This window comes from Paenibacillus sp. P4_A7 (assembly GCF_056402455.1).
In genome coordinates this window covers 77796-90953 of the sequence record NZ_JBFUHJ010000002.1, presented here as the reverse complement: position 1 = coordinate 90953, position 13158 = coordinate 77796, and the positions used below count along the sequence as shown (strand labels likewise).

Here is a 13158-nt window from a genome sequence, read left to right as displayed (position 1 = left end):
TCCTGCTCCTTGATATGAACTTTCTAACTTTATGTTTCAGACAGCACTTTAATAGCAAATAAAGCGACCTACTTCTCCTATTCGTCATTTGAAATCTTCATCCGTCAATTCCAAATTCACACTCGTTGCGATTAGACTGCCGCTAGCCGCTGCAAGAATCAATTGGGAAGGCATGAACCTTGAAGTATCCCCCGCAGCATACAAACCAGGTATTGAGGTTCTACCCTGCTCATCCGTCTTGATTCCGCCGGCCTCCGTCCTTTCACAGCCCAATTCTTCACCGAATGGTGCGCTCTGTCCAAACTTGGGGGCCACAAAGCCGCCTGTCCTCGCGACTTGAGTTCCATCAGCAAAACGAACATGCTCGAGCTTGCCGTTTTTACCGATGAAGGCTGAAATAGGCTGCTCCATCAGAACGATTCCCTTTCGTTGAAGCCATTCTTTTTGCTCGTCCGTCAGGGATGCTTGGCCGTTCGTGCAGACGACCACATCCCTGCTCCAATTGAGCAGCAGTTTGGCTGTATGCATAACAGACGGAGATTCGGATACTACGACAAGTGGTTGATCCCGCAGCTCCCAACCATCACAATAGGGGCAATTAAACAAGCTTTTCCCGTAAAGCTGATAAAAGCCTTCGATTTCAGGAAATACTTCTTTTACACCTGTCGCCAAGATCACTTTTCGCGCTTGAATGCACACGCCTGACGAATCATGTATCTCAAATCCGGAATTTGTTTGGATTACCGAAACTACCTCCGTTTGCAAATGATCGACAGATGGATAACGCAGTACTTCCTCATATGCTATTCGCCTGAACTCCGTAGGCGTTACACCATCTCTCGTAATAAAGCCATGTGACGCATGCGTAACAGCATTTCTGGGCCGATTGTTATCAATCAGAGCCATACTTCGTCTTGCCCTGCCAAGCATAAGCGCTGCATTCAACCCGGCGGGACCTCCGCCAATAATTACACAATCATAAATCATAAAGATCATCTCCTTTTATTAATTAATAGATATTAAAGACTTATTATATCTATAATTAAGCCAAAAAAGCGCTTATTATACGTAGTGAACCGCACTCTTCTTTTCATCATTTAATGGCGCTAACCTTAATTAAAGAGTTATTGTATCTATAATACCCCTAATATCTCTAAATCGTCAAGCTGCGCTCCAAAAAATAAATAAAGTGATCACCAATCGGTATACTCCGATCAGTAATCACTTATTTAATAGCTTTTATATTTAAGGAATCAGCTTCACGTCAATATCATCTAGATATAAGGTAGTTAAACCCTCATAGCCTGAATCACTTCCAATAATAAAATAAAGCTCACCTTTATCATTTGATTTTATGGTTGTAGAGTAGCTCATAGCAACTGGCTGATAGCCCTTCAGCTCATCGTTTGGCTGAACCATAGTACCCACAATTTTCATATCCTGACCTTCATTCCGCTGATTGCCTTTATCTAGGTTTAAACGGAAATAAGGTTCACCTCCATCATCCAGCTCAATGACCTCAGGCTGCTTACTCACAATTCCTGCTTTAATGCTGACAGCCTCGCCCGGTGCACCGCCTACACCCATCATCCCGCCTGCTTGATCCGTGTAGAGATTAAAGGAAAGCGCTGCTTGATAAGTAGTGTTTGGCGTTAAACCATCCATCTTCTTCGAAACGAACATGAACAAATCATCGCTGCGATTCATTCCTTTAAGCTTTAAACCAAAGTTGGTTTTATTATCGGCTGTAGGGAGGAGTTCACGAGCATATTGCAGCTCGTATATGTCAGGATTATATTTGACCGGTAAATCAGCGAAAGCTCCCGTCCAACCATCCTCGCTTTGATCAAAAAAGTAGCTAAGAGATATTGTCTCTTTGCTTTCCTCAATAAGAATCTTCTTCTCCTTTTCGTTCCAAGAGGTATTAGCTCCAAGCAGCTGCGCTACCATTTTGGCCGGAACGTATGCATTGCCTTTAATAATCTTTACCTTCTGAGGAAGCTTAACGTTTTTAATAAAAGTTCCAATGACCGCATTACTGTCAACGGTCAAATGAACAGTTAGGCCATTACGCGCTAAATCAATTTCTCTAGTTGTGTCGTTCCACTTGATATCCGCTTGTAAGCCTTCAGCTAGTGCTCTCACAGGCACCATTGCACTTCCGTTTTGAAGATATGGTACTGCATTAATCTTATGTTCACCGCGATAATCGCTAATAGTACTGCTTCCTATTTGAAATTGTACCCAGGACGATGAGCTAGCTGATTGTCCATACGAAATACCGTTCGGAGCAATTGTCGCAAGAAGCGCAGCTGCTATTATGGAAGATAACGCTACCTTTTTACTTAATAAATGTTTCAATCCCATGGGTATACCATCCTCTGTTGTTAAATTGATGAATATAACCTACTAACGTGCTAGAGTCGAAATAAGTTGCGATTTAATTAATGTCCTATAGGAAATCAGAAGGGGGACTTCCCAGATTTCGCTTGAAGATGCGGTGAAAGTAGGACACGTCACTGTAGCCTAAAAAATCTGAAATCTCACTAATGGTAAGCTCCGATTCGGTCAGCATATAAACAGCCGTTTTCATTCTAAGAAGATGAACGTATTCGCTTATTGTTTGATTAGTGACTGCTTTGAACAAAGTAGCTGCATAGTTCGGTGTCGTATGGATCACATCACCAAGCTCCTCCTTCGTCACTTTCTCCCGATAATGCAATTGAATATATTGCTTCATACTCTCGATGCGGCGATGCTTTTCCGAAGAGATCACACCTCTATCTCTCTCCTGATTCAAATAAATTAAAGCTTCCGTCAGCATGGCCTCTGCCATCATTTCATAATAGTGAGGCCGATCCTTCCATTGACCCTGCATCCCTCTCATTCGTTCATGAATGATCTCGTAGCAGCCTAGCTTCTGCTTTAGCGGCTCCTGCAACTGAAGTATGGGCAATCTTGCATCTATGTCGGTCTTCTTAAAATTAACGACAAACTTCGTATGTACTACAGTAGGTATGCTCTTCCCATAGTAAGGAATATGGCCTGGAATAAGCAGTAAATCACCCTTTTCCAAAATAACCTTCTCATGGTTTATCCAATATACACATTTACCATAGGTCATTAACGTAAGGTGAAAAGCTAGATTATGATCGATCCCCTCCTCATACCAGTCAGCCCCATTATCTTGGTGCACATCTGAAATGATAAGCATGCTTTCAGCTCCTTCAAATTGTACTATAGTACACTCATTATACTATAGTTCATAGTTTCATTTGAGTATACGCGCTACAATGGAACAAATGAGGAGGCCTACAACATGCTAAAAACAAAAATTATTTGTACAATGGGTCCCGCTTGCGATTCCGTTTCTACCATTAAAGAAATGATCCAAGCAGGTATGACTGTTGGTAGATTGAATATGGCTCACGGTGAATTAGAAGATCACGTAATGCGATTGGAAAACATACGACAGGCAGCTCGAGAGCTGAATACATTTGTTCCTATTTTGATGGATATTAAAGGCCCTGAGGTACGGATCGGTAAGCTGAAGGAAGCATCCTGCGAGCTTGTTATAGACGAAGAGCTCCTGTTAACAACGGAGGATGTGCTTGGCGATGCTAGACGTTTGTCGGTTAATTACGCAGAGCTGCCGCTTGTGGTTAAACCCAATGATCGCATCCTAATCGATGATGGACTCGTTGATCTTACGGTTCTATCCATAGACGGCAATGACATTCGTTGCAAAATTATTAGCGGCGGCACATTGAAGCCAAGAAAAGGGGTCAACCTTCCCGGTATCAAAACGACACTTCCTGGTGTAACAGAACGAGATATTGCACATATTGCATTCGGCCTTAAACACAACATCGAGATCATAGCTGCTTCTTTTGTAAGAAAAGCGGATGATATTTTGCAAATTCGCCAAATTCTCGAGGATAATAATGCTACTCATGTACAAATCATATCCAAAATCGAAAATGAAGAAGGCATGACCAATCTCGATGCGATTATTGAAGCTTCGGATGGTATCATGGTCGCGCGCGGAGATTTGGGTGTTGAGGTTCCGATTGAGGATGTTCCGATGATGCAGCGGGAAATGATTAATAAATGTAATCTGGTTGGAAAACCAGTTATCGTTGCTACGCATATGCTTGAATCCATGCAAGTCAACCCGCGTCCAACTAGAGCAGAAGTGAGCGATGTAGCTAATGCCGTTATTCAAGGCGCTGACGTGGTTATGCTCTCAGGCGAGACCGCTGCTGGAAAATATCCTGTACAGTCCGTTCAAACGATGGCTGCCGTTGCAAAGAAAGCAGAAGCAATGATCGACTACAAGCAGCAGTTTGATAAGAGAAGAACGCAGCATAGCACGAATATCACCGAGGTTATTAGCCAAGGCGTGGTTAGCTCATCCCTTGAGTTGAACGCCAAAGCTATTCTCACGTATACAGCAAGCGGCTTTACTGCGCGAATGATTTCCAAGTACCGTCCAACAGCGCCTATTATCGCTATCACGCAGCATGATCATGTTTTGCCTAAGATCTGTTTGCTCTCCGGAGTTATTCCGGTTAAAGGCGATGTCGTAACAACAACGGACGAAATGTTTGAATCTGCAACTCGCAATGCAAAACAAACTGGAATTATTGAGACAGGCGATATCGTTGTCCTCTCTGCTGGTGTTCCGATAGGGCAGTCCGGTGCAACTAATCTCATTAAGGTGCAGCTGGTATAATAGATTATAAGCATGTCAAAAGGAGCTTATCGATAAATATCGAGAGCTCCTTTTTTTTAGGGAATATACAGGTGCCGTACCTTCACTATATTTCAACGATTGTTAAGGGATAGATAGGGATATATGAATGAAAAGGTAGATGGATGGTGATTAGAGTAGATATTGTACATTCAAACAGCTGATATTACCACGTTTCTATATGTTTGAATGGAAATGATACATTCAAACAGATAGTTAGAAGCTCTTTGTCTACGAAACGGATGATTAGATTGTATGAAATACAGTCAAATACGACAAATGAAGAGTAGGCTTTCCTCGCTTTCTGTCAACCGCTGATTTTATGATTGAGCCATAAAAATAGAGGATATTTAGCTCACATAATGAACTAACTATCCTCTCGATACTCCTATTAAGTCTCGCACTTCCTGTATCGGGCCATTAATATCGGCATCCCTCTACATTTACTTTAAATTATTTAACAGCTCATCAATCGCGATACCGTTAATTGTTAACCCGGTAATATCGCAATCCGTGATGACAATATTAGATAAATCACTCTTGGAGATTATGCTGTTTCTCAATTTGCAATTCTCGAATACCACCGGCCTATATTTTTGTTCAGGATGATAATTAGCATCTTCGCAATCAATGGGCCAGCCTATATTACGAAACTGAGCACCAGTGAATTGTACGTTCTCAATGATGATATCGCTCAAATTTCCGTTCGTTATTTTCGCACTAGTCAAGTTTACATCATTCAACGACAACTCTTGCAAGTTAGCATTGTTGATTCTCGTTCCGGCTAAATTCACATCATCGAAATCAAGCCGCTCTGCATTTACTTCTTGAAATTTCGATCCTGAAATATCAGTCCTACGCAAATCCACTGCCCCAGTAGTCCAATCTATCATGGTCATTTTCCTCCTAAATATTAGTAAGACACTTACTTGGAAGGCTGCTGATAAACTTGATATTTATTGCCGTCAGGATCCTTGAAGTTTAATTGCAATCCGCAGCCGCCCTCATCCCTTATATCTGTCTCCAGCCATGTGCCTGAATCCCTCAGGGAGGCGTACAAGGATTGAATATCATTGGTCTCGAAGCATATTGGAAACATCTCGAACGACTCTCCATCTTCAGTCCAGCCTGTTGTATCAAAGGTAAGCGGCGTCATATTCGGGCTTGGAAGCAAAAACAGCCAGCCCCCTTCATCCATGATCATAATCGCGCCTTTCCCCAGGGTAATGGGAGAACGGAGCTTCATTCCTAATACCTGTTCATACCACTCCGCCGACTTTACCACATTCGTTACCGGCACATATGCACACTCGATTTTTTTTATCACTTGACAGTCATCCCCTTTATTTAGAATCGAATTACGCAGTCGTGATTTCCCCAAACATCAAATAGGTTGCCGCTTGGATCTTGCATGGTGAAAAACGATCTTCTCTATTCGCCGTGCTAAGGCGCAAGCGCAACATAGACTTCGATTTCATTATCTTCTTGATCCGGCCTATAGCGCTCGCCCCACACCTCGAAGTCATGGCCTGCCGGTTGGCGCCCGTTCTCATTCATCCAGCTTCCATATAACAAATCATAGGTGCGGCCAAGCTCCGATTCCAGACCGTAATGCGTTACTTTGATATATTGCTGCTCGGAAAACGATCTTAGCACCAGCTCCTCTGGCACATTCGATTCTTCAGCCACCTTATAGCCAATTAATTGTGTAAAAGCGTCAACATGCGGGTTAAAGCCAGGATTCATCGGATAGATCTGAACGAGGTGCACCTCATCGGACAGCCGTCCCGCAATTTCCTCTCTGTTTTCCCTAACTTTATTAAGCGCAAGCAAGCCAAGCTGCTGCTCCCCTATTTCCTTCAAGTTTGCATCGAAGGCTACTCCCGCGACCGTAAAGCCTGGGACTGTAACCAACATAGGCGTCTGGCTTCCCACTTCACTTGGCCTACTCGATTCAATGGCTGCTATAATTCGTTTCATGACATTCAAATGATGCCTCTCCTCGCGCAGCATGAAGCCATACATTTCCTCAATCGTTGCAATTCGCAGAAACGGCTCCGCAAGAGGCCCGTTCAGTTTCATTGCCGTTGCTTCTGAAATGTCGTCCTTCTGTTGACGCAAATTCATAACAATTTCCTCGATTGCCGGAGCCGGCGATTGCCAAGTCTTCGGACTCGAGCCATTTGGGAATAAATAATGGTAATGTTCCGGAACATGCCATAAGTCACCCAGCTTAGGAAAAATCGCATGGTCCCAACCAACAAGAATATGTCCGAGATTCCAACGCAAGCTGTTATTGAAGCCTTCCGGAATCTGGTCGTTCCATTCGGGCGGAATCGTCTCCGCCAAAGCAAGCGTCTCGTCGCGCAGCTGTCTAAATTGCTCGATAACCTGCGGATATTCCCGTTTCTCGCCATAGTGACGAAGCAGTTCCGAAACCGAAATGCCGTTAATCATCATCCCATCTACTTGGCAATCGATCAGTTCCACACCGTTTAAGTTGCAAGCTTCGAACACCGCTTTGCTCAAATCACTTGTCCGGAAACGAACGGGCTCTACGTTAATCCAGCCGTCTTTTCCAGCTTCCTCTTCTAATCGGCTTGCCTCGGCATCGGGCCTTCGAATATTTTCGAACAGGGTACCGCCCATTTGCACTTCATTGACATGAACGTTCGAGAAAAAAATATGGTTCCACTTCGAATGAACAAAATTCACATGCTCCAGTGAAGTGTTCCTTGCATCAACGCCATGAAGTTCAGCACCCTTCAAGCAGACCATATGCAGCTTCTTATCCCTCAAATCCGCAAGCTCGAACCCACCCTTGTGATCAAACATCCGTTTCTCCGTCAAAGCCATTTCTCTCATCCCTCTCCTCATGTCACGATTAATTGACCCAAATCTCCGAATAATATTCCCTCATAAAATAAAGCAAATGCTCCAGCTCCTCGACGCCCTTCGTCTCCGCTGCTTGCGCTTGCCGAAGAAGTTGGATGGCGCGGTCTGCATTATTCGGATCCTTCGGATTGCCGCCCTCGGGGAATGGGAATAAGCTCCGAAGCTGTACGAATGCCTCGGCTACCTCCTCGTAAAGGATTGCAGCGTCGCCTGCATGCTTGCGAACCGTCCGCTCCACCACGTTGGTTCCATCCCAAGCAAATGCCTGCTCGCGCAGAAAGCGCGCCGCGAATTCTCTCGCATCGCCGACTACAGCCAGGTTGTAAGCATTGCCTTCCTCATCCGCGCATCGCCGCTCCATGACACCAATCCACGCGTCGTAGCCGGCAAGCCCTTGCGCGAATTTGTTATCGAACACATGTGTCCATTCCTTGCCGCGCGAATGAGCGACAATCATTTCGAGAGCCATGCGCCATATTTCGTATTTGGAATGCGGCAAGCTTTCGCTGATCGTCGACACAAATCTCAGATCAATCTTTGGATCGGCAAATTGTGCGTACGTCAACGTGCCGTCCCTGGATATATCCTTCGCATGAAACACCTGCTGCTCGTCATCATAGCCATAGATTAGACCGAATTCAGGAATGAATAAGTCGAATGAAATAGCTGGAATCCCGCGATCGATAGAATCCTGAACGAGTGCAATAGTCTTCTCCACTTTCTCAGGCGAAATCGGTTTCATCGCATCAGCTAAGCAGCTGATAAAACCTAAATTACATAGATTCCGGCGCAAAATATAACCGCCGGGAAACGAGGTCGGCCCCGCCGCATTGACCGTAGCCGGATCGATGTTCATCCGGAAAGCGTGCCCAGTAAAGCCCATGACATCGGTCAAAGTCAAATATTTCTTATCCGTATTGCTCACAGCGCCATGAATAGCCGCTGCCGCTGAGGTCCACGTCTTCGACCAGTCTTTCTCTATAGCCATAAATCGCAGCATCTCCTTCTTAATGAAGCATATCTATTCCTCTCACATCTTTGGCGGGGTAAGAATTCGGCGCCTTGGCAGTCCTAAAGCCGCTCTCCTCTGCACATACAAACCGATTGAAATACGCACCCGTTCCTTCTGCAGCTTGATGCGCGTGCGAGAAAGCGTGTTATAGACATTCGCGGTTGTCGTGTCGAACAGGTCAGCAATCTCTGAAGGAGGCAGCTCTCCGAAAAATCTCGCCTCAAAAATGCTCCTCTCCCGCCTGTTCAAACAACGAATCAGCATATGGATGCTCTGCAGCATTTCTTGGCGGAGAAAATATTGCTCCGGATTTTGGCCGCTTTGCGATTCTTCCTTGGCATGATCTGTCATGTGAAACAGAATGCTGTCAATATCGCTCCAATCGACCGTTTCTCCGCCCCTCCCCCGATCAGGCAAGCCCGATTGGCTCAAAAAGCTTCCGAACGGCCGCTCCTTGCCATGCGGCCCTCCCCGTCTCAGCTTCATATAGGCTTGGTTGCGTACGATACGATGCAGCCAAGGTATGAATCGACTCGCGTCTGTAAGCGTGCCCAAATGAAGGAAAGCACGAATAAGCGCTTCCTGCACGATATCCTCCGCCAGAAAAGAGTCCTTTGTGAGCGATCCCGCCAATCCGAGCGCCTTCGCCCGATGCCGGCGGACAAGCTCACCGAAAGCTTCCTGATCACCGCCACGAGCCTGCTCAACAAGCTTCTTTTCCTGCTGCTCTTCACCTGATTCGCCAACTAACATGGTCGCCTTCTCAAGCGCCAATACGTCCAAATTCATCCCTCCTATATGAAAGATGCCGTCCATGCCCAATACCTATCACCTTATAGAAATATTTATTAAAGAAAATAATAAAGCCGCCCTGCAGGCAGCCTCATGATCTCCATTGTGTGTAATGGAAAATTATCCTACGTAAAGATAATAACCCAGAACAGATGTTCTGTATATTATATCTTTATATGTTTCAATTTTACTTTTAATACAGGGATAGAGGTAATATTAGAATCTTAGACTAGTTCGATCAGGAGGATATAGATAGGTCATCCGAGCCCAAATAATGCGGTATTTTTGCGAAAGGGCTGTCTCTCAAAGTCTATGACCTTAAGGGACAGCCCTTGACTTATTCAATCACGATGCCGAAATGAGTGTGCAAGGCAGCCTTATACTCCTCTTTCGTTTGCGGAGTGATGGTTTGTACACCGTCTGACTTAAAAATGCGAAACTGCTCTCCGGCAACCGTATTGCGCCCCTCCAGCGTCCGGATCGCAACAATAGGGTTGTTAATGAAAATAGAATCCGGCGCATTTTCGCACCAAAAAGAGGGCATAATATAATCTATTGGCAGCTTCGGCTCTTCGGTGAAGGAATAAATCCATCTCCATTGACCGTGAGCCAGCTCACATAGCACCCAACCAAAGCTCTCGTCACGATCTAATCGATAAATTTCATTTCCCTGTTCAGTAGGAACGCCTTCAATGATCTCGATCGGATTGCGGGGCACGATGCCACCAACGCCCACATCACATAAATAAAAAGTACCTTCCACCTCGACCTTCAGCACATGATGACGCTGTTTTGGAGGAACATTCGTTTCATCGCGCCAGAACCTCGCAAAAAGATCCGTCACTGTGTAACCCAGCTCTCGCAGCAGCCAGCCAAAAAGCGCATTTAACTCAAAGCAAAAACCGCCCCGTCTGCGAACAACGATTTTGTCAATGAGATCAGTTATTTCAAGCGACAAAGGCTTTCGGTTCAAAATATCAAGGTTCTCGTACGGTACGTTATGTAGATGGCACTCCTGCAGCTTAGAAAGGGTTGCTATACTACTATCAACTGGACCCTCATAACCAATCCGGTCCAAATAGGCTTGCACTTCAACCTTTAAATGGTTGCGATTATCACTCATTTTATTCCATCCTTCCCTAATAATCAGACTTTATCATCTTCCTGCCATAAGCTCAATCATGTTGTTTATGGTTTTGCCTTTATACGGACAAATATTTGCTTCCTCATTTCAATTCATACATAATATAATTATAACAACAGGACTTTAACATTAGTTTAGGAGGCGCCGCTTATGAAAAAAGAACATACCGTCTATTTCAAGATTATCCGCCGAAATGAAACGACAATGCTAACTGCCCTCATTTTCTTAGAGGAAAATCAGAAGCCCACCCTACAGGATTTTGAAGAATGCCTTAAGCAGTGCGGGCATGATGTTCACATAGAGAACAGAGAACAGTTTATTTTCAGATCGAATAACCCTAGTGAGGACTACACCATTGATGTTTTAGAGAACTATAAACCGAACAATAAGGATCATCAGTCCGATAATTTAGCGAAAAGCTTTATGAAGCCGACTACCTTCCTGTAGGCTCGCATGCAACCAAAAAGCTGTCATTTAAACAGATGATTCTGTTCAAGTGACAGCTTTAGCTGTTTTTGTGCGATTACTTGCCGAGCTGTACGACCGGCTCCTTACGTTTCCGAAGCAGTAATGTAAGCGGCACGGACACGATAATGATGACTGTTCCAAGGTGGAATACATCCTGGATGCTGAGCGAAAGCGCAACGGTTTTCGAAACCTTATCTTCTGCCAAATGCGCTATCGTTTGTGCAGATAATATAGAACTGAACAAACTAATCGATAAAGCCGCGCTGCCTTGTCTGATCCAGTTCATTACCGCAGAAGCATGCCCTGAGTTTTCGGCAGGTACGGCTGACATAGCGGCATTGGTCACTGGCATATTACTAAAGCCTATACCCACGTAGCGAATAGCAAGCCAAATCGTAACGAAGAGCACGCCCGTTGTCACATCCGCATAACTGAGCGCCCAAGTAGCAACCCCCATCAGAACAAGGCCCACGAAAATTAGCCTAGAAGGACCAACCTTATTATACAAACGCCCAACAATAAGAGAGATTAACGCCATCGCAAGCGTACCAGGCATCATGATCATCCCTGTCGTCAAGCTCGATGCTCCTTTAATATTTTGCATGAAAATAGGAACTAATAGAGTTCCTGCATAAAGTGATATTGTAATCGCACAGTTCAGAATCAGACCGTAAGTGAACCTCGGAATTTTCAAAACTTGCAAATTCAATAACGGATTGCTGACCTTCAATGTCCTGCGGATGAAATACGAAAGAATAATCATGCTAAAAGCAATAAGCCCTAACGTCAGACCGCTAGCCCAGCCCCAGCTATGCGCCTCGCTAAATGCGATGAGCAGCGAACTTGTTCCGATCACTACAGCACCAAAGCCAATCCAATCGAGTTTAACACCTTTACTTAGCCTGTAATTTGGAATGTATCGTATAGCAGCAACTACCGCGATAAGACCGATAGGAATATTCATAAGAAACAAGGACTTCCATCCATAAATTTCGGTCAACCAACCACCAATCGTCGGACCTAAAGCTGGTGCCAGCATAGCTGAAACACTCCATAGGCTGATCGCGACCGCCTGCTTTTCTTTTTTGACCGTCTGGTAAATGATTGTCATCGTCGTGGGCATAATAATGCCGCTGAAGATACCCTGCAAAATACGGAAAACAATCAAAGACTCTATACTCCAAGCAAACGTACATAATACCGAGGCCAGTGTAAAACCAGCTAACGCGAATACATATAGCCGTTTATAGCTCCATTTATCGCCCAGAAAACCAATGATAGGCGCTATAATTCCGGTAGCCATCATAAAGCCGGACAGCATCCATTGCACCGTATTCAAGCTAGCATCAAAATCATCCATAAATACAGGCAATGCCACATTTATTGTCGTTGTACTTAGCGATGCCATGAAATTGCCGAAAAATACTGCAATCATAATCGTCCAGAACGCCGTCGTCCCTTGCTCTTGTTGTATCTGTTTCATAAGATCCCTATCCTTCTAGTCGTTCTACAGCTTCTAATATGCGCACCTCAAAACCATGTAATTCTTTCTTGAATTGCTCCATTTTTATAATCTTATTATCAATCAGTTCTTGTTCCTTCTTTAAATTGATTAACATTTCTTGAAGCTTAAGCTTCCGTTCTTCACGATCCTCTGAAGATAATACTTCGTTTCGCTGCTGCTCAAACATGGCCTTAAATGAAAGATGCTCTTGAATCTCTGCGAGTGAAAATCCTAGCACTTCTTTCACGAGTAATATCTTCTTAATCTGCTCAACATCCTCTTCTGAATAGATGCGAATACCGCCTGATGTTCTCTCGGGAGCAGAAATCAGTCCGAAATCCTCATAATACCGAATTGCCCGTTTCGTTAATCCTGTTTGCTTCGCTACTTCTTCAATCTTCCATATACTCAAAACACCGCACCCCCATGATCATTAAAATAAGCATACTCCCAGTGACAGTTAACGTCAACGTTAACTTTTGGTCGCAACTTTAATTTTTAAATGAGCCAATCACTTATTCGCGTGAAGGTAAAACAAAAGAGCATCCCTACTAGGATGCTCTTCCTCAACTATTTTAAGCCATTTGTTT

Annotated in this window: 13 protein-coding genes; 2 read left to right on the top strand and 11 right to left on the bottom strand. The window is 44.4% G+C overall.

The window, feature by feature from the left end:
- Positions 1-84: 84 nt before the first annotated feature.
- The 3 genes from AC1DWN_RS00670 to AC1DWN_RS00660 all read right to left on the bottom strand — a co-directional run bounded on the left by AC1DWN_RS00670 (position 85) and on the right by AC1DWN_RS00660 (position 3214).
- Positions 85-987, bottom strand: coding sequence for an NAD(P)/FAD-dependent oxidoreductase (locus tag AC1DWN_RS00670; protein WP_477557021.1), 903 nt, complete (start codon positions 985-987; stop codon positions 85-87).
- A gap of 258 nt (positions 988-1245) precedes the next feature.
- A complete protein-coding gene (locus AC1DWN_RS00665; protein ID WP_477557020.1) occupies positions 1246-2367 on the bottom strand; it encodes a copper amine oxidase N-terminal domain-containing protein in 1122 nt (373 codons plus the stop codon).
- Positions 2368-2452: 85 nt separating this feature from the next.
- Complete coding sequence (locus tag AC1DWN_RS00660) at positions 2453-3214, bottom strand: helix-turn-helix transcriptional regulator (protein ID WP_477557019.1); 762 nt, start codon at positions 3212-3214, stop codon at positions 2453-2455.
- A 105-nt stretch (positions 3215-3319) separates the two neighbouring features.
- Here AC1DWN_RS00660 and pyk point away from each other — a divergent pair, with 105 nt between their 5' ends.
- Positions 3320-4735, top strand: coding sequence for a pyruvate kinase (gene pyk / locus AC1DWN_RS00655; RefSeq protein ID WP_477557018.1), 1416 nt, complete (start codon positions 3320-3322; stop codon positions 4733-4735).
- A gap of 461 nt (positions 4736-5196) precedes the next feature.
- Here the strand turns inward: pyk and AC1DWN_RS00650 are convergent, their stop codons facing one another.
- The 6 genes from AC1DWN_RS00650 to AC1DWN_RS00625 all read right to left on the bottom strand — a co-directional run bounded on the left by AC1DWN_RS00650 (position 5197) and on the right by AC1DWN_RS00625 (position 10575).
- The gene (locus AC1DWN_RS00650) at positions 5197-5646 is read right to left on the bottom strand and encodes a pentapeptide repeat-containing protein (RefSeq protein ID WP_477557017.1); all 450 of its coding nucleotides are present in this window, start codon (positions 5644-5646) and stop codon (positions 5197-5199) included.
- 32 nt (positions 5647-5678) lie between these two features.
- A complete protein-coding gene (locus tag AC1DWN_RS00645) occupies positions 5679-6080 on the bottom strand; it encodes a VOC family protein (protein WP_477557016.1) in 402 nt (133 codons plus the stop codon).
- A gap of 116 nt (positions 6081-6196) precedes the next feature.
- Positions 6197-7618, bottom strand: a complete 1422-nt coding sequence (locus AC1DWN_RS00640; RefSeq protein ID WP_477557015.1) for a DinB family protein — start codon at positions 7616-7618, stop codon at positions 6197-6199.
- Positions 7619-7637: 19 nt separating this feature from the next.
- Positions 7638-8636, bottom strand: a complete 999-nt coding sequence (locus AC1DWN_RS00635; protein WP_477557014.1) for a hypothetical protein — start codon at positions 8634-8636, stop codon at positions 7638-7640.
- Between the two features lie 42 nt (positions 8637-8678).
- A complete protein-coding gene (locus tag AC1DWN_RS00630) occupies positions 8679-9443 on the bottom strand; it encodes an RNA polymerase sigma factor (protein WP_477557013.1) in 765 nt (254 codons plus the stop codon).
- A 346-nt stretch (positions 9444-9789) separates the two neighbouring features.
- Positions 9790-10575, bottom strand: coding sequence for an arylamine N-acetyltransferase family protein (locus AC1DWN_RS00625; protein WP_477557012.1), 786 nt, complete (start codon positions 10573-10575; stop codon positions 9790-9792).
- Positions 10576-10746: 171 nt separating this feature from the next.
- Between AC1DWN_RS00625 and AC1DWN_RS00620 the strand changes: the two genes are divergently transcribed.
- Positions 10747-11043, top strand: coding sequence for a hypothetical protein (locus AC1DWN_RS00620; RefSeq protein ID WP_477557011.1), 297 nt, complete (start codon positions 10747-10749; stop codon positions 11041-11043).
- 76 nt (positions 11044-11119) lie between these two features.
- Here AC1DWN_RS00620 and AC1DWN_RS00615 read toward each other — a convergent pair whose 3' ends face one another.
- On the bottom strand, positions 11120-12547 hold the full coding sequence (locus tag AC1DWN_RS00615) for an MDR family MFS transporter (protein WP_477557010.1): 1428 nt from the start codon (positions 12545-12547) through the stop codon (positions 11120-11122).
- Between the two features lie 7 nt (positions 12548-12554).
- A complete protein-coding gene (locus AC1DWN_RS00610) occupies positions 12555-12980 on the bottom strand; it encodes a helix-turn-helix domain-containing protein (protein WP_477557009.1) in 426 nt (141 codons plus the stop codon).
- Positions 12981-13158: the final 178 nt, after the last annotated feature.

What these genes read in the sequence shown, in the direction of transcription:
- AC1DWN_RS00670 (WP_477557021.1), bottom strand. Translation starts at nt 987, where the DNA reads ATGATTTATGATTGTGTAATTATTGGCGGAGGTCCCGCCGGGTTGAAT.
- AC1DWN_RS00665 (WP_477557020.1), bottom strand. Translation starts at nt 2,367, where the DNA reads ATGGGATTGAAACATTTATTAAGTAAAAAGGTAGCGTTATCTTCCATA.
- AC1DWN_RS00660 (WP_477557019.1), bottom strand. Translation starts at nt 3,214, where the DNA reads ATGCTTATCATTTCAGATGTGCACCAAGATAATGGGGCTGACTGGTAT.
- pyk (WP_477557018.1), top strand. Translation starts at nt 3,320, where the DNA reads ATGCTAAAAACAAAAATTATTTGTACAATGGGTCCCGCTTGCGATTCC.
- AC1DWN_RS00650 (WP_477557017.1), bottom strand. Translation starts at nt 5,646, where the DNA reads ATGATAGATTGGACTACTGGGGCAGTGGATTTGCGTAGGACTGATATT.
- AC1DWN_RS00640 (WP_477557015.1), bottom strand. Translation starts at nt 7,618, where the DNA reads ATGAGAGAAATGGCTTTGACGGAGAAACGGATGTTTGATCACAAGGGT.
- AC1DWN_RS00635 (WP_477557014.1), bottom strand. Translation starts at nt 8,636, where the DNA reads ATGGCTATAGAGAAAGACTGGTCGAAGACGTGGACCTCAGCGGCAGCG.
- AC1DWN_RS00625 (WP_477557012.1), bottom strand. Translation starts at nt 10,575, where the DNA reads ATGAGTGATAATCGCAACCATTTAAAGGTTGAAGTGCAAGCCTATTTG.
- AC1DWN_RS00620 (WP_477557011.1), top strand. Translation starts at nt 10,747, where the DNA reads ATGAAAAAAGAACATACCGTCTATTTCAAGATTATCCGCCGAAATGAA.
- AC1DWN_RS00615 (WP_477557010.1), bottom strand. Translation starts at nt 12,547, where the DNA reads ATGAAACAGATACAACAAGAGCAAGGGACGACGGCGTTCTGGACGATT.